This window comes from Lawsonibacter sp. LCP25S3_E2 (assembly GCF_052117285.1).
GTDB lineage: Bacteria > Bacillota > Clostridia > Oscillospirales > Oscillospiraceae > Lawsonibacter.
This window is the reverse complement of sequence record NZ_JBQKJL010000008.1, coordinates 44,630-60,110: the sequence shown is the minus strand read 5'-3', so window position 1 is coordinate 60,110 and position 15,481 is coordinate 44,630. Positions and strand designations below refer to the sequence as shown.

Below are 15,481 nucleotides of genomic sequence, written 5' to 3'. Positions count from 1 at the left end.
CTCACAAAATCTCCCGCCCTGGCGCGGATTTTTAGGAGGAAGGGCATGTCCTGCAAGGAAGAATTTATTGAAATTTTCAAATCCCACATCATCCGGGACGGAGCAGACAAGCTGCTGGATTTTCTGGAAAACAAAAGCGACTTCTTTACCGCTCCCGCCTCTGCCCGGTATCACGGGGCCTACGAAGGCGGGCTGTGTGAGCACAGTCTCAATGTGTACCACTGTCTGGTGGATTATCTCCAGCGGGAACGGGTACAGGAACTCTACGGGCTGGAGTACAGTGACGAGTCCATCGCCATTGTCGCTCTGCTCCATGACCTTTGCAAAATCGGCTGCTACAAACGGGGTACCCGCAACGTGAAAAATGAGGCCACCGGCCAGTGGGAAAAGGTGCCCACCTACACCTTTGACGATCCCCTTCCCTACGGCCACGGAGAAAAGAGCGTGTACATCGCCAACGGTTATATCCGTCTCACACGGGAGGAGGCCATGGCCATCCGTTGGCACATGGGCTTTTCCGGCACCGAGGACAACCGTACCGTTGGCCAGGCCTTTCAAAAATATCCCCTGGCTTTTGCCCTGGCCACTGCCGACATGGAGGCCTCCTATTTTCTGGAGGGCGAGGACTGAACTATTTGGTAAATTACAAAAATGCCCCCGGCGCGCGAAGGCGCCGGGGGCATTTTTTATCTTTTACTGTCCGTCTTCAATCAGGCCATAGTCCCCGTCGTAGCGGCGGTACACCACGGCAAAGGTGCCGTCAGACTCCTCGTCCCGGAAGGCAAAGAAGCTGTGGCCCAGCAGATTCATCTGCAAGATGGCCTCGTCCCGTGTCATGGGCTTGATGGGGAAGGTCTTGCTGCGGACAATGCGGTACTCCCCTTCCTCGGGCTCATCGGGGGCAAAGGTGGAGATCTCACTCACGTCCAGGGCCCGCTCAAAGGCACCCTGGCGCAGCCGCTTCTCCAGGCGGGTCTTGTTCTTACGGATCTGCCGCTCCAGTGTGGTCACCGCGGCATCGATGGAGGCGTGCATATCGGAGGTGCTCTCAGATACCCGGAAAATGGTACCGTTGGAGCGGATGGTAATTTCTACCTTATTATTCCGCTCCTTTTCAATGCTGAATGTGATGGCTGCGGTGGCATCCTCCTTAAAAAAACGGTCCAGCTTTCCTACCTTTTTCTCTGCATACTTGTGAATGGCATCAGGCAGGTTCACCTTTTTGTCCGTAAATACGAATTTCATACTTTCCGCTCCTTTCGCCCCAGAGGGGCAGGTATAGAAGTGGGAGGGCGCTCCCTCTCCAGCGGAGAGGGAGTTCCCTCCCACCGTTATCTTATTATACCACAAACGCACAAAAAAGCCATAGCTTTTTGTTAATTTTTTCTAAATATATACGCGCTTAACCCTTCACCCGGATGCCGCCGATGAAGACCGCCCGCACCCGACTCAGAAGGTTGATAGGATGGCCGGTGGTAATGACAATATCTGCGTCCTTCCCCGGCGTGAGGGAACCCATCTGGTGGTCAATGCCGGCGATCTGGGCGGGGTTGATGGTAATGGCCGCCAGGGCCGCCTCGGGCAGCATGCCGCCCTTCACCGCCATTGCCGCGCACAGGGGCAGATGCTGAATAGGCACCTCCGGGTGGTCCGTACAGATGGCTACCTTCACCCCCTGGAGGGTAAGCACCGCCGGGCTCTCGATGGTCATATTGGCCAGCTCCGGTTTGGAGCGGTCTCCCAGGCAGGGACCGGTGATGACCGGCACCCCCTCCTGTTCCAAAAGCTCCGGGATACGATGGGCCTCAGTACCGTGGACAATGACGCATTTCAGCCCAAACTCTTTGGCAATGCGCACCCCGGTAGCAATGTCGTCAGCCCGGTGGGCATGAATATGGACGGGCAGCTCCCCCCGCACCACAGGCAGCAAAGCCTCCAGCTTAGCGTCATAATCGGGCTTTTCTTCCTCTTCGTCCGCCTCCGCCCGCTCCAGCTTCTCCCCGTATTCCAGGGCTTTGCGCAGGTTCTCCCGGATAATGGCAGCGGTGGCCATACGGGTGACCGGGGTCTCGTGGCGCTCATTGTAGACACTTTTGGGATTCTCCCCAAGCGCCAGCTTCATGGCAATGGGAGCCTTCACCACCATGGCATCCACCCATTTGCCCGTGGTCTTAATAGCCGCAAATTGGCCGGAGATGGGGTTGGCGGAACCAGGGCCGGTGAGAACGGTGGTCACCCCCGCCGCCCGAGCCTCCTCAAAACAGCGGTCCAGGGGATTTACTCCATCAATGGCCCGAAGATGGGGGGTACAGGGATCTGTGGCCTCATTGCCATCGTCTCCCTCAAAGCCCAGAGCATCTCCAAACATGCCCAGATGGCAATGGGCATCGATAAACCCCGGCATGATATGGCCGCCTCCGGCATCCAGAGTCTCTCCCTCCCAGTGGTCGGGGCACTCTTCCATGGGGCCCACTTTTGCAATCTTGTCCCCGGACACGGCCACATAGCCGTTGGGAATGGTCAGTCCGTCCATGGTGTGGACGGTTCCGTTGATGATCAGCATGGTTTTGTTCCTCCGTTTCGGGAAACGACAGGTTTCCCGTTGACCTTATCTTGTTTGTATCGTATACTCTCTTTGGCTCAACCAATCGGGGGCTTCCCCGCACTCTGGACGCCCCCAAATGGGGGCGTTTTTTTCTGCAAAAACAGGGCCGCCGCATAAGCGGCGGCCCTGGACAACGACGGTGTAAGCTCAATCTCCGGCCCTGTTACCGGCGGCCGCCTCCCCGGCGGTTTCCGCCCTTCTTTTCGATGTAGCGCAGCTCAGACAGCTTGCTGTCCGAGAACTGCATGAACTGCTTCAGCCGGTCCTCAAAATCAGTGGGTTCCTTTGGAGCCTGGCGCACAAAGCCCATGGGGCGGGGGGCACTGTTCTGGTGGGGACGGCCGCCGCCATTAAAGCGCTGCTGTCCGCCGCCTCCCTGCTGCCGGGGGGCACGCTGAGGTGGGGGCTCTACCTGCTTGATGGATAGATTGATCCGGTTTGCCTGGTCGATGCCGATGATCTTGACCTTGACCTCCTGCCCCTCGTGCAGATGGTCAGAGACCTCATTCACATAGGAATAGGCAATCTCGGAAATATGCACCAGACCGGACTTTCCCTCCGGCAGTGCAACAAAAGCCCCAAATTTTGTGATACCTGTAACCTTGCCGTCTACGACGGCCCCAACTCCAAACTCCATAAGCGACCGAAATATCCTCCTTGTAAAATTCTCCGTCCGGGGACACACATTCCCTGGCCGGAGCAGCGGCCGGGTCAGTTGGCCACGTCTACATACAGCTCCTCACCCTGGCGGACGAAGCCCTTGTCACGGGCCACTTGTTCCATCATATCAGGGTCGTCGCTGTTTTCGATGGCGTCCTGCAGCTCTTGGTTGCGCAGCTGCTGGTTGGCCACCTGCTGAACCAAAGCGTCGCGCTGTTCTTCCACGCTTTGGATTTTCCCCCTCAGGTCCATAAGGGAAGTGGCCATGTAGATGAGAAGGACCAGCACGACCAGCTTGGTCAAAATTCCGGCCCGTTTGAATCGTACCATCCACCACACTCCCTTCCCGCAGCAAACGGCGGCGCTGTACCGCATCCAACTGTCTCGTATTCTGCTTTATTTTATACCATTTCGTTCCGGAAAGGAAGATGTTTTTTGCAAGTTCTCTGATTTTTTTTAAAAAAGCTCCGGTTAACCCCAATGGAAGTGTTAAAATTTCCCATAACTGGGTGACAAGATCTGCCAAAAGATAGCCAAATTTCAACATCCAGGGGCTGATTGCCCAGAAATAGGCCGCACCACCCAACAGGCAGAACAGCGCTCCATACAGTCGGACCTGCCCGCCCCATGCGCTCTGGGACCAAACAAACAGGGCTCCCGTTGCTCCTAACCAGAAGGCCAAATCCAGGATGGGGCCCAGCAGCGGCAGTCTTAGCCGTACCCGGATAATACGCAGAACGTCATAACCCACTCCCATGGCCCCGCCCAGCAGCAGAGCCTGGCACAGGGCCCGGCCCTGCTCTATGGTGTCAATGTTCATCCTCCCAGCAGCCGGGCAAACAGCCCTCCCCTGCGGCCCTCCTCTGTCTCATAGATCAGGGCGTTCACCCGCCCTTCCACCTTCAGGTCTCCTCCATCCAGGGACAGCTTTTCAATGTGGAGCCCCTCCCCCTGGATTTCCAACTCTCCCTGGGCGGTGGTAAGCAGAATGGAACTCTCATCAAAGCGTTCCACCTCCTCTACCCCGGAAATCACCAGCTGTTCCCGTTCCTCCAAAATGACATGATGGCTCATCTCCATCCTGCCTCTGTCCGTCTCGTAGTCCATGGTAAGACCCCCTTCCACTGGTCCATTTTATGGCCTTCTCCCTCCTTTTTATGCCTGCTTTCCCCAATTGGGAATGAAGATTGTCCAAATCGCACATAGAAATGCTCCCGCCCCTGTTGTACAATGGAGCAAACATTCTCGTTCGGAGGTCCAATCATGGTTGAGGCGATTTTCTTTGACATTGACGGAACCCTGGTCAGCTTTCAAACCCACCAGATCTCTCCCCGTGTGCTTTCTGCCCTGCACACCCTCCAGGCCAGGGGGATCAAGCTTTTCGTATCCACCGGCCGGCATCCTCTTATGCTGGACGCGGTCCGCTCCGCTTTCCCCTTTGACGGCTATGTGACCCTCAGCGGCCAGTACTGCTACTGCGGGGACAAGGTACTGCGCAGCAACCCCATGGAGCCCGCTGCCGTAGAGGAACTGGTAGCCGCCGCCGGCTCCAATGCCTTCTCCTGCATCTTTTTGGAGGGAAAGGACATCTACATCAACTACTCTGACCAGTATACGGTCCAGTTCATGGACGACCTGCACCTTCCCCTCCCTCCCACCGCCGATCCAACGCGGGCCCTGGGCCGGGACATCTATCAGGCCATCACCTTCCTTACCAAAGAGAACGAGGGGCTGCTTCTGGACCGGGCTCCCCACCTGAAAACCACCCGGTGGCACCCCTATTTTCTGGATGTGATCCCCACCACCGGCGGGAAGGACAAGGGAATGGATGCCATATTGGAGCATTTCTCTATTCCCCTGGAACATACCATGGCCTTTGGAGACGGAGAAAATGACCTGTCCATGCTGGTCCACGCCGGAACTGGAATCGCTATGGGCTCGGCCAGTGACTTTGTAAAGAGTCAGGCCGACTATGTCACCGGTACGGTAGACGAAGACGGTGTGGTTACCGCACTGGAACATTTTGGCCTGCTGCCCTGAGGCATGTTTTTACAATATTAACAAATTAGAGTGGAATTTCCTGGAGAAACAGTGTACAATAAGATCAATCCTTCCAAACTGTAAACAGGAGGTTCCTATATGAAACTCACATTTTTCGGCGCCGCCCATGCTGTTACGGGCAGCTGCCACTGTCTGGAAGTTGGAGGTAAAAAAATCCTGATCGACTGCGGCCTGCAGCAGGGTCGGGATGAGCACGACGACAACGCTCTGGATTTCGCCCCCAGCTATATTGACTATGTTTTGGTCACCCACGCCCACATTGACCACTCCGGCCGTCTCCCTCTTTTGGCAAAAGAGGGTTTTTCTGGCCAGATCGTTGCCACTCGCCTCACGGCCCAGCTCCTGTCCATTATGCTCCGGGATTCCGCCCACATTCAGGAAAGCGATGCCCAGTGGCAGAACCAAAAAGGAAAGCGAGCCGGCCGGGATGAGGTCGAACCTTTGTACACTCTGGCCGATGCGGAAGCTGCCCTTCAACTGCTGCACACCCACGAGTACGGCCAGATCTTTGACCTGTGTGAAGGTGTGAAAGCCCGTTTCTGTGATGCGGGGCATCTGCTGGGCTCCTCCGCGGTGGAGATCTGGGCTACGGAAAACGGCGTGACCAAAAAGCTGGTCTTTTCCGGAGATCTCGGCAATGTGGACCAGCCCATCATCCGCAACCCCTCCTTTGTAGAGCAGGCAGACTATGTGGTCATGGAGTCCACCTACGGCGACCGCAACCACGAGCCGCCTGAGAGCTACACCGAGGCCTTGGCCGCCCTCATTGACGACGTATTTTCCAAAGGAGGCAATATTGTCATTCCCTCCTTTGCCGTGGGCCGCACCCAGGAGCTTTTGTACTTCCTGCGGGAGATCAAAAATAACGGGATGGTGCGGACGGTCCCCAACTTCACCGTCTGCGTGGACAGCCCCCTGGCCGCCGAGGCCACCAAGATCTACGCCGGCGACCTCCACGGCTACCTGGACGAGGAGGCCATTGCCGTGCTCCAGGGCGGAGAGGATCTGTTTACCTTCCCCGGCCTCACCCTCACCCAGTCTACCGAGGAGTCCAAAGCCCTCAACATGGACCCCACCCCCAAGATCATCATTTCCGCTTCCGGCATGTGCGATGCGGGCCGCATCCGCCACCATTTGAAGCACAACCTCTGGCGGCCGGAATGTGCGGTCGTCTTTGTGGGATACCAGGGGGAGGGCACCTTGGGCCGCCGGCTTCTGGAAGGGGCCAAATCGGTCAAGCTCTTTGGCGAGGAGATTGCCGTCCGGGCCCGGATCGTCAACTTTAAGGGACTGAGCTCCCACGCAGACCGGGACCACCTGCTCTCCTGGGTGGAGCACTTCTCCCCCAAGCCGCAGCAGGTTTTTGTGGTACACGGAGATTCGGAGGTCACAGAGCTTTTTGCCGCCGATCTCAATGAGCGGGGCCTCCCTGCCCACGCTCCTCTCTATGAGGAGGTCTACGATCTGCTGGAAAATCGTATGCTGGCTAAGGGAATTGTTCTGGAGACCAAGCGCACCGCTGGCGGTGCTTCCGCACCTTCCCCCGCTTTCCTGCGGCTTCAGGACGTCTCTCGGGATCTGGCCGACCTTATCAGCCGCAGCCGGGGACGCTCCAACAAGGATCTGGCCAAGCTGGCCGATCAGCTGCGCCAGATCATGGACAAGTGGGAGTAATTGGAGACTATTTTATGATGTTATTTGATCGAAAGAGTCTGAAGCGTCAGGCTCGGGAGGCCATGAGACTGACCAGGCCCCGGTTTTGGGCGGTCTGTCTGATATACCTTCTTTTGACCACTGGAGTGGAGGGCCTGATCCACCAACTTTCTTCCTTCAGGGGATCTGTTTTGGCGGAATTCAGCTTTTTCCTCTTTTTCTGCACGATCCTCTATAATCTGTACTATGTGGTCATCTACTTTGGCTACAACCTCTGGTCCCTTTGGACCTGGCGCAAGCTGAATCCTGGTGCCGGGGCCCTCATACAGGGCTTTTCCATCGCCGGGCGGGTCATTATCATGGAGATGCTGATTATCCTGCGCATGTTCCTCTGGGTATTCCTGCTTGCTATGGGGATGACCATCCTGTTCTTTTTGATCCCTGTCCCTGCGGCCTATGTTTTGGGCATCCTTCTATTCTATATTGCCGTGGTGGTCATCATGCTCCGTTACGCGCTCGCACCCTACTTGCTGGCGGATTTTCCAGATGACGGAGCAAGTGCCGCGGTGAGCCGCAGCGTGGAGATGATGCGGGGACAAAAATGGGAGCTGTTCAAGCTGCAGTTTTCCTTCATCGGCTGGTATCTGCTGCAATCTCTGCTGTCCGGTGGTGTATTGCTTTTCTTTCTTATCCAAAACGGCGCTTTCTCCACCGCCATAAGCGCAGATAATTTGTGGTTTTATCAGTCTGTCATCAACAGCGCCCCAGCCTTTCTTCTCTCCAATCTGATCGTCCTTCCCCTTTCCCTCTGGGTCATCCCCTATACAGCTGTGGCCCAGGCCGGTTTTTATGACACACTTTGCCGTCAAAACCAGAGCTATGAGCAAATGCCTCCGCTTTAATGTGAACAGACAAAAACAGCAGCGCCGAATTGGCGCTGCTGTTTTTCTATCTGCACCTTTCCCATGGGAAGAGCATAGATTATATCGGCAGCCGGCCTGCGCCGGCTGTTACTGTTCAAGTCTCAGGAGGTAATTTTTATGGCCGATATCACCCAGGATCTGCTGCAGCTGCAATACAGTCAAAGTTTCCCCATTTCCGGAACCCAAGAGGCGGACATCAATCTGACGCTGCCTCCTGTCCCTGCTGCCACCGCAACCCTTATGGGTACCGTCACCGACGGGGCTTCCCCCATTGCCGACGCCACGGTCAAGCTGTTTGACAGCCAGGGAACCCCCTATCAGCACACTGTGACAGATGCGGACGGCGGCTACACTCTGGAAGGCATCCCGGCCGGCACTTATACCGTGGCCGCAGTCAAAGAGGGGTATCTGCTCAGCACTGGAATCGGCGTTGTCCTCACTCAGGGCAATACCAGCCAGATCGACCTGACCTGTACGCGCGATGCCTCACTCTCCCTGGGCGCCATTGCCGGCGTAGTGCAGACGCTGGTCAATCTTACTCCCGCTCCCCTATCCGGCGCTAAGCTCTCTCTGCGCAACCTGGCCGGCGAAGTCGTTGCCACCACCTACTCCGTAGATGACGGTGAGTTCGCCTTCTATGATGTGGCTGACGGTATCTACACTCTGATTGCCTCCGCCGTGGGTCACATCACCACCGCCCCCACATCCGTCACCATCCTGAACGGTTCCATTGCCAATGTCAACCTGACCATGGTGGTGGATTCCCGCACCTACAACGGCACCGTCAGCGGCATTATCCGTGACCAGAAGGGCAATGTAGTAGCCGGATGCTTTGTCGGACTTTTCCAGCTGGTCGAGGGGCGTGAGGTGCTGATCGCCACCACAAAAACCAACGCGGACGGCAAATATCTCTTCGGCGGCGTCACCGACGGCCAGTATCTGGTCAAGGCCAAAATGAACCAGTAAGCACTCTGCCGGCTGTATCCCAGCTCCGGTCAATTCTGCTGGCGCAGGCTATCCTGACGCCGGTTTTATCGTCCCACAGAATAAAAATGTGGCGGTGCTCAAGTTGGCACCGCCACTTTTGTGGAAATTGCTCTTTAGATCGTGCCGGGAGCTTCTCCGCCAAAGGTCTCCATCGCCCTGGCATTTGCCTCCTGGCGCTCCTGGATGGCCTCCTTGAGGATGAGGTCCTTCACCTTCATAAGGCGTATGGTGTTGGCACGCTCATTTTCATCCAGCTTCATGGTGATATACTTGATGTTCTGCTGCATCTCCGGAATCTTCACATATTCCAGCGCGTTGACACGCCGGCGGGTCTTTTCGATCTCCTCAGCCAGCAGTTGGGAGGTCTTTTCTACCTCCGCCAGCTTCAGCATATCCTGAAAGACCTGGGCCATGGCGTCTACTGCATCGTCCAGCTCACCGCTGGTCTGGGCAAAGCCATAGGGGTAGATCTCCCCCGGCTCCTGGCTGGAGGTGTGGAACTGATACCGGGGCACATCCACCGACATGACATTTTCAAAGGTCATGTCCAGCTCCACGCTCTGCTTGGGATACAGCAGAGACTGCTCCAGCATCTCCGGAGACATAAGGGCAGCTGCCACGGTAAAGGCACCGTGGGCCCGCATTAGCCCCTCCTCCACCCGTCGGCGCAGGGCACGGTTCTCCCGGACCACGTCCATGAACTGCTTCATCAGCTCATCCCGTTTGTCCTTCAGGAGCTTATGACCCCGCTGGGCAGTTTTCAGGCGGCCTTTCAGGCGGGTGAGCTCCATACGGGTAGGATTTATCGTTGTGGAAGGCACTCAAATCCCCCCTTAATCCTTCTTGGGCAGATACTTGTCGATATGCTCAGGCTTGATTCGCTTCAGCTCGCTCCGGGGCAGGATGCTCAAAAGCTCCCAGCCCAGATCCAGGGTCTCGAAAATCGAGCGGTTCTCGTCCGTCCCCTGGGAGACATAGCGCTTTTCAAACTCGTCGGCAAATTTGGCGTACAGCAGGTCCGTGGGACTCAGGGCGGCCTCACCCAGAATGGACATGAGCTCCTTGTTTTCCTTACCAGTGGCGTAAGCGGCAAAGAGCTGGTTCATGGTGCCCGAGTGGTCCTCACGGGTCTTCCCCTCGCCGGTACCCTTATCCTTCAGACGGGACAGGGAAGGCAGCACATCCACAGGGGGATTGACGCCCCGGCGGTATAGCTCACGGGAGAGGATGATCTGTCCCTCGGTGATATAACCGGTCAGGTCGGGAATGGGGTGAGTCTTATCGTCTTCCGGCATGGTCAGGATGGGGATCATGGTGATGGACCCCTCCTTCCCCACCTGACGGCCAGCACGCTCGTACATGGTGGCAAGGTCGGTGTACAGGTAGCCGGGGTAACCACGCCGGCCGGGGACCTCCTTCTTAGCGGCGGAGATCTCACGCAGAGCTTCGGCGTAGTTGGTGATGTCGGTGAGGATGACCAGTACGTGCATGTTCTTCTCAAAGGCCAGGTACTCCGCGGCGGTCAGGGCCATACGGGGGGTGGCGATACGCTCTACGGCGGGGTCATTGGCCAGGTTGGTGAACAGGACGGTACGGTCGATGGCGCCGGTGCGCTTAAACTCGCTGACGAAGAACTCGGATTCCTCGAAGGTAATGCCGATGGCGGCAAAGACCACGGCGAAGTTACTCTCGCCGTCCAGCACCTTAGCCTGACGGGCGATCTGGGCCGCCAGAGCGGCGTGGGGCAGACCGGAACCGGAGAAGATGGGCAGCTTCTGGCCACGGACCAGGGTGTTCAGGCCGTCGATGGTGGAGATGCCCGTCTGAATAAACTCGTTGGGGTAGTTCCGGGCGGCGGGGTTCATGGCCAGGCCGTTGATGTCCCGGTACTCGTCGGCCAAAATGGCGGGGCCGCCGTCAATGGGCTGGCCCATGCCGTTGAACACACGGCCCAGCATATCGCCGCTGACGGCCAGCTGGAGGGGGTGGCCCAGGAAACGGATCTTGGAATCCCGCAGGTTAATGCCGGCGCTGGCCTCAAAGAGCTGCACCACGGCGGAGTCGCCGTTGACCTCCAGAACCTTACACCGGCGGACAGAACCGTCAGAAAGCTCGATCTCGGCCAGTTCGTCATAGGTGACCCCTTGGACCCGGTTGACCACCATCAGAGGGCCGGAGATCTCCTGGATCGTTTTATATTCCCGAATCACAGTGCATCCGCTCCTTTCTCTCCAATGGCAGTGATCTCCCGCTCCATCTCCTCGGACAGGGCGGCGTAGTTGTCTTTATACTGGTCGGCGGGGACAGACTTAGCCCGGCCGATGCCCTCGCGGGCGGGAATGGCAAAGAGGTCGGCCAGGGAGCCGCCCTTCTCCGCCGCAGCCCGGCACTGAACGTCGTAGTCCCGGATCATGGTCAGCATTCTGGCCTGACGGTCATACTCAGAGTAGGAGTCGATGTCCACGAAGGAGTTCTGCTGGAGGAAGTCCTCCCGGATCATCTTGGCCACTTCCAGGGTGATCTGATCCTTGGCGGACAGGGAATCCTTACCAACCAGCTGAACGATCTCGTTGAGGCTGGCCTCCTCCTGGAGCACGGCCATAGCCCATTCCCGGTTCTGGAGGAAATCCTTGCCCAGGTTTTCATCATACCAGCTCTTCAGAGAGTCCAGATACAGGGAGTAGGAGTTGAGCCAGTTAATGGCGGGGAAGTGGCGGCGGTAGGCCAGGGAGGCATCCAGAGCCCAGAACACCTTGACGATCCGCATGGTGGCCTGGGAGACAGGCTCACTAAGGTCGCCGCCCGGAGGGGATACGGCGCCTACGGCGGTGAGGCTGCCCCGGCGCTCGTCCGAGCCCAGGCAGGACACGCTGCCCGCACGCTCATAGAACTGGGCCAGACGGGAGCTCAGGTAGGCGGGGTAGCCCTCCTCACCGGGCATCTCTTCCAGACGGCCGGACATTTCGCGTAAAGCCTCGGCCCAGCGGGAGGTGGAGTCGGCGATGACGGCCACGGCGTAGCCCATGTCACGGAAGTACTCGGCAATGGTAATGCCGGTGTAGATGGAGGCCTCACGGGCAGCCACAGGCATGTCAGAGGTATTGGCGATCAGCACGGTACGCTTCATCAGAGACTGGCCGGTACGGGGGTCCACCAGCTCGGGGAACTCCCGGAGAACGTCGGTCATCTCGTTGCCGCGCTCGCCGCAGCCGATGTAGACCACCAGGTCCACGTCCGACCACTTGGCCAGGGCGTGCTGCATCACCGTCTTGCCGGAGCCGAAGGGGCCGGGGATAGCGGCGGTGCCGCCTTTGGCCACGGGGAAGAAGGTATCCACGATCCGCTGTCCAGACTGGAGTGGGATGGTGGGAGGATACTTATGCTTGTAGGGGCGTCCCACACGGACGGGCCACTTCTGCATGAGAGACAGCTCGGTCTTGGTACCGTTGGGCTGCTCCAGCACGGCCACCGTCTCGGTGACGGTGTAGGACCCGCCCTGGATGGAGACGATCTTGCCCTGCATCTTGGGGGGGATCATGATCTTGTGGAGGATGGAGTCGGTCTCCTGAACGGTACCGATCACATCACCGCCCACCACCTGGGCACCAGGCTCCACGGTGGGAGTAAACTCCCACTTCTTCTCCCGGTCCAGGGCGGGTACTTCCACACCGCGGGGCAGGTTATTCCCCTGTACCTTCTCCATGATGACCTCCAGGGGGCGCTGGATGCCGTCGTAAATATTCTCAATCAGGCCGGGGCCCAGCTCCACGGACAGAGGGGCGCCAGTGGTGACCACTTCCGCCCCAGGGCCCAGGCCAGAGGTCTCCTCGTAGACCTGAATGGAAGCAGAGCCGCCGGTCATGGTGAGGATCTCACCGATCAGACGCTGCTCGCCCACACGGACCACGTCGGCCATGTTGGCCTCCTCCATGCCGGTGGCCACCACCAGCGGGCCGGAGACCTTGACGATCTTTCCCATAGGCTAAACCTTCCTTCGAAGTAAATTTCTCAGATGAGGAAGCTTACAAAATATCAGCTCCCACGGCGCGTTCCACCGCTGTTTTGATATTGGCCATCCCAATCCCCAGGGATCCCTCCTTGCCGGGAACCAGAATAATGGCCGGAGTCAGGGCATCCTTATACCGGGCAATTTCCGGCCCCATCTGGGCGGCCAGCTGCTCGGTCATGTAGAGGATGGCATAGTTCTCCTTGGCCATGCGGTGCAGGGCCTCCCGGCCCTCTTCCGGGGTGGATACCGGGCACACCTCCAGACCCAGGGCCTTGAAACCCAGGACGCTGTCCATGTCACCCATCACAGCAATTTTATACATTTCCACCCACCCCCTTACACATAGGTCTCCCGAAGCCGGGCACGGATGGTGTCTCCATCCAGCCCAGCCGCCCGTCCCGCAAAAATGGAACGAATCGCGGTAAATTCCTGTTCCTTGGCATAGAGGTAGCCGATCACCGTCTCCTCTCCAAAGGGAACACGGCGGGCTGCGGCCAGATAGGCGGTCAGCGCGTTGTCACACTCCCGCTCAAATTCCGTCAGGGAACCGCCGCCGGGCTGCAGCAGCTTTTCCCCCAGCTCTGCAGCCCCGGCCAAAGGTCCGGAGCGGAACACGTCCGCCAGTGCCTCCCGCCGGGCAGAGAGGATGGACTGCTCGGAGACATTGCCTCCGCTCAGCAGCACCTGCCGCAGGAATTCCCCCTCCTTGCCCATCCGGTACACCCGGACGGCAGCGCGGAGGTTGGCCACATCCACACAAAGGCGCACATAGCCCTGGAGGAAGGGGCTTTGGAGCTCCCGTGCCAACTGAGCCATTTCCTCATAGCAGGCCCGGTCCAGAAGCAGATCGGCCTTTTGGGGGTCATGGCTCTCATCCAGGAGTGCTTTGGCAGCCTCCATAGCACGGGTGAAGGTGGGAGAACAGCCCTTCAGCTCCTCCCGCCGCCACATCTCCAAAAGCTCCCGCGGCTCATACCGGCCGCCGCCCAGCAGCAGACGCTCCGGATCGGTGCCCATGGCCTGGGCCTTCAGGATGGTCTTGGCATTGTGGTAGTCGTACTTGATCTGAAACACTTCCACAAGCCGGGGGTCGGGGGCGGAGCGCTCCATATCCCGGAACACCTCTGCCCTGGCCTGCAAAAGGGCGGCATCCAGTCCGGCCGCATCGTTGTAGCCGCACTCAGAGAGGACCTTCATGGCTTCGCTCTGATCTCGGGCGTCGATCATCCGGTCCATCCGCTCCCGCGTCAAAAGCCGGTTCTCCATGGCGCGAATCCGGGCGGAAATAGCCAGGTAATCAGTATCTTTTCTGTGAGACAACGGATCTCACCTCACTTTTCATTGGGGAAATAAAACGTTTGCCACTTCTTTTTCCAGCTTCTCCCGCTGCAGACGGATCAGGGTCTCAAAGGCGCAGTTGATTTCCACGTCTCCATCCACCATGATAAAGCCGCCCTTCATCTCCCGTGTCTCCTGGGAGAGGGTGAGCATGGCGGTACCGTTCACCATAGCGGCGGTGGTATTGACCAGCTTGCCCACAAAGGCCCCCACCTTGGAGTCGGTGATGGACTCAGGCAGCTCAGGGGCTACCTGGCTGGCCAGGGCCTCGTTAGCGGCCACCACAACCTGCTTACCGATCTGTGCACGGTCCTTCGCAGAGAAAATAAGCTGTTCTTTTCCAGTGGAGGAGGCCTCCAGCACCAGAGCGGTGAGCAGCTTTACATACTCTCCTTCCGGCATGGAACACAGCTTCTCCAGCGCCTGGTCAAAGGCCTCGCCCAGCACCTCCTGCTTGGCGGCAAGCTCCAGCTTGCGCCGCTCCATACCAGCGGCAGACTGCAGCCGCTCCAGCCGCTCATGGGCGACCTTCTTGCCCCGTGCCAGGGTGTCAGCGGTTTCTTTCTCCGCCTGGGCCTGAGCCTGGGCAATCATTTCATCCACCTGTGCCTGGGTCTCCCGCTCCAGGCGGCTTACTTCCGCCTGGGCATCCTGGGCAATCTTGGCGGTAATTTTTTCAATTCCTTCCATTGGCGGATTCCTTTCTTGCGCCTTACGCGCTGATGTTGATGATCATCAGCATAGAGGCCAGCAGAGACAGGATGGCGTAGAACTCCACAGTGATACAAAGGACCATGCCCTTGGACCAGTCATCGGGCTTCTTGGCCAGAATGTTGATGGAACCGGCAGCCACGCGGCCCTGGGCAATGGCGGAGAACAGACCGCCCAACGCCATGGGCAGGCAGGCCACAAAGTACTGCATACCCTGGGCAACCGTCAGGTCAGGCAGAGTGCCGGACAGCAGGCCCATGCGGAACACGGCGAAGAACCATACCACCAGACCATACAGGCCCTGGGTACCGGGAATCACCTGAAGGATCATAACCTTACCAAACTTGCTGGGGTCCTCACACAGAAGGCCAGTGCCCGCCTCGCCGGCAATACCGGTACCTTTGGCAGAGCCAATGCCGCTGAGCACCGCCGCCAGTCCTGCGCCCAGCAGGGCCAGGGCCAGGCCGCCGATGCTGCCCAGGAAGGTCAAACTTTGCTGAATTGCCACCAATTGATTCATGTCCATAGACTCCA

17 protein-coding genes and 1 pseudogene are annotated in these 15,481 nt (G+C 58.3%); 5 read left to right on the top strand and 13 right to left on the bottom strand.

What is annotated here, in order from left to right; translation table 11 throughout:
- The first annotated feature begins 45 nt into the window (after window positions 1-45).
- The gene (locus ACTQ3R_RS08850) at window positions 46-630 is read left to right on the top strand and encodes a hydrolase (RefSeq protein WP_441778769.1); all 585 of its coding nucleotides are present in this window, start codon (window positions 46-48) and stop codon (window positions 628-630) included.
- A 63-nt stretch (window positions 631-693) separates the two neighbouring features.
- On the opposite strand, the gene hpf is transcribed toward ACTQ3R_RS08850, so the two are convergent.
- The 6 genes and pseudogenes from hpf to ACTQ3R_RS08820 form a co-directional block, all read right to left on the bottom strand.
- A complete protein-coding gene (gene hpf, locus ACTQ3R_RS08845) occupies window positions 694-1,245 on the bottom strand; it encodes a ribosome hibernation-promoting factor, HPF/YfiA family (protein WP_441778768.1) in 552 nt (183 codons plus the stop codon).
- A gap of 157 nt (window positions 1,246-1,402) precedes the next feature.
- Window positions 1,403-2,563, bottom strand: coding sequence for an amidohydrolase (locus ACTQ3R_RS08840; protein WP_441778767.1), 1,161 nt, complete (start codon window positions 2,561-2,563; stop codon window positions 1,403-1,405).
- Between the two features lie 205 nt (window positions 2,564-2,768).
- Window positions 2,769-3,242, bottom strand: coding sequence for a S1 RNA-binding domain-containing protein (locus ACTQ3R_RS08835; protein ID WP_441778766.1), 474 nt, complete (start codon window positions 3,240-3,242; stop codon window positions 2,769-2,771).
- Between the two features lie 74 nt (window positions 3,243-3,316).
- A complete protein-coding gene (locus ACTQ3R_RS08830) occupies window positions 3,317-3,595 on the bottom strand; it encodes a septum formation initiator family protein (protein ID WP_441778765.1) in 279 nt (92 codons plus the stop codon).
- Window positions 3,596-3,827: 232 nt separating this feature from the next.
- Window positions 3,828-4,085: pseudogene (gene yabQ, locus ACTQ3R_RS08825) on the bottom strand (spore cortex biosynthesis protein YabQ); the annotation flags it as partial.
- Entirely contained in the window at window positions 4,082-4,372 is a 291-nt protein-coding gene (locus ACTQ3R_RS08820; protein ID WP_441778764.1) for a YabP/YqfC family sporulation protein, read from the bottom strand. The gene ACTQ3R_RS08820 and the pseudogene yabQ, both read right to left, overlap by 4 nt.
- A 156-nt stretch (window positions 4,373-4,528) precedes the next feature.
- Between ACTQ3R_RS08820 and ACTQ3R_RS08815 the strand changes: the two genes are divergently transcribed.
- From ACTQ3R_RS08815 to ACTQ3R_RS08800, 4 genes are all read left to right on the top strand, one after another.
- Window positions 4,529-5,305, top strand: coding sequence for a Cof-type HAD-IIB family hydrolase (locus ACTQ3R_RS08815; protein WP_441778763.1), 777 nt, complete (start codon window positions 4,529-4,531; stop codon window positions 5,303-5,305).
- A 99-nt stretch (window positions 5,306-5,404) separates the two neighbouring features.
- Window positions 5,405-7,000: an MBL fold metallo-hydrolase RNA specificity domain-containing protein gene (locus tag ACTQ3R_RS08810; protein WP_441778762.1), complete on the top strand. Its 1,596-nt coding sequence runs from the start codon at window positions 5,405-5,407 to the stop codon at window positions 6,998-7,000.
- Between the two features lie 14 nt (window positions 7,001-7,014).
- Window positions 7,015-7,881: a DUF975 family protein gene (locus ACTQ3R_RS08805; RefSeq protein ID WP_441778761.1), complete on the top strand. Its 867-nt coding sequence runs from the start codon at window positions 7,015-7,017 to the stop codon at window positions 7,879-7,881.
- A gap of 138 nt (window positions 7,882-8,019) precedes the next feature.
- Window positions 8,020-8,868, top strand: a complete 849-nt coding sequence (locus tag ACTQ3R_RS08800; RefSeq protein WP_441778760.1) for an MSCRAMM family protein — start codon at window positions 8,020-8,022, stop codon at window positions 8,866-8,868.
- A gap of 134 nt (window positions 8,869-9,002) precedes the next feature.
- On the opposite strand, the gene ACTQ3R_RS08795 is transcribed toward ACTQ3R_RS08800, so the two are convergent.
- The 7 genes from ACTQ3R_RS08795 to ACTQ3R_RS08765 are packed head-to-tail and all read right to left on the bottom strand — an operon-like array spanning window position 9,003 to window position 15,473.
- On the bottom strand, window positions 9,003-9,710 hold the full coding sequence (locus ACTQ3R_RS08795) for a V-type ATP synthase subunit D (RefSeq protein ID WP_441778759.1): 708 nt from the start codon (window positions 9,708-9,710) through the stop codon (window positions 9,003-9,005).
- 12 nt (window positions 9,711-9,722) lie between these two features.
- The gene (locus tag ACTQ3R_RS08790) at window positions 9,723-11,099 is read right to left on the bottom strand and encodes a V-type ATP synthase subunit B (RefSeq protein ID WP_441778758.1); all 1,377 of its coding nucleotides are present in this window, start codon (window positions 11,097-11,099) and stop codon (window positions 9,723-9,725) included.
- Window positions 11,096-12,868, bottom strand: coding sequence for a V-type ATP synthase subunit A (locus tag ACTQ3R_RS08785; RefSeq protein ID WP_441778757.1), 1,773 nt, complete (start codon window positions 12,866-12,868; stop codon window positions 11,096-11,098). Before ACTQ3R_RS08785 ends, ACTQ3R_RS08790 begins: the two co-directional genes overlap by 4 nt.
- Before the next feature lie 43 nt (window positions 12,869-12,911).
- Window positions 12,912-13,220, bottom strand: a complete 309-nt coding sequence (locus ACTQ3R_RS08780; protein WP_441778756.1) for a V-type ATP synthase subunit F — start codon at window positions 13,218-13,220, stop codon at window positions 12,912-12,914.
- Between the two features lie 14 nt (window positions 13,221-13,234).
- Window positions 13,235-14,218, bottom strand: a complete 984-nt coding sequence (locus tag ACTQ3R_RS08775) for a V-type ATPase subunit (RefSeq protein ID WP_441778755.1) — start codon at window positions 14,216-14,218, stop codon at window positions 13,235-13,237.
- An 18-nt stretch (window positions 14,219-14,236) separates the two neighbouring features.
- Window positions 14,237-14,926, bottom strand: coding sequence for a V-type ATP synthase subunit E (locus ACTQ3R_RS08770; RefSeq protein ID WP_441778754.1), 690 nt, complete (start codon window positions 14,924-14,926; stop codon window positions 14,237-14,239).
- Between the two features lie 22 nt (window positions 14,927-14,948).
- Window positions 14,949-15,473 (bottom strand): V-type ATP synthase subunit K, encoded by a 525-nt coding sequence (locus ACTQ3R_RS08765; RefSeq protein WP_441778857.1) that lies wholly within the window; start codon window positions 15,471-15,473, stop codon window positions 14,949-14,951.
- Window positions 15,474-15,481 lie beyond the last annotated feature (8 nt).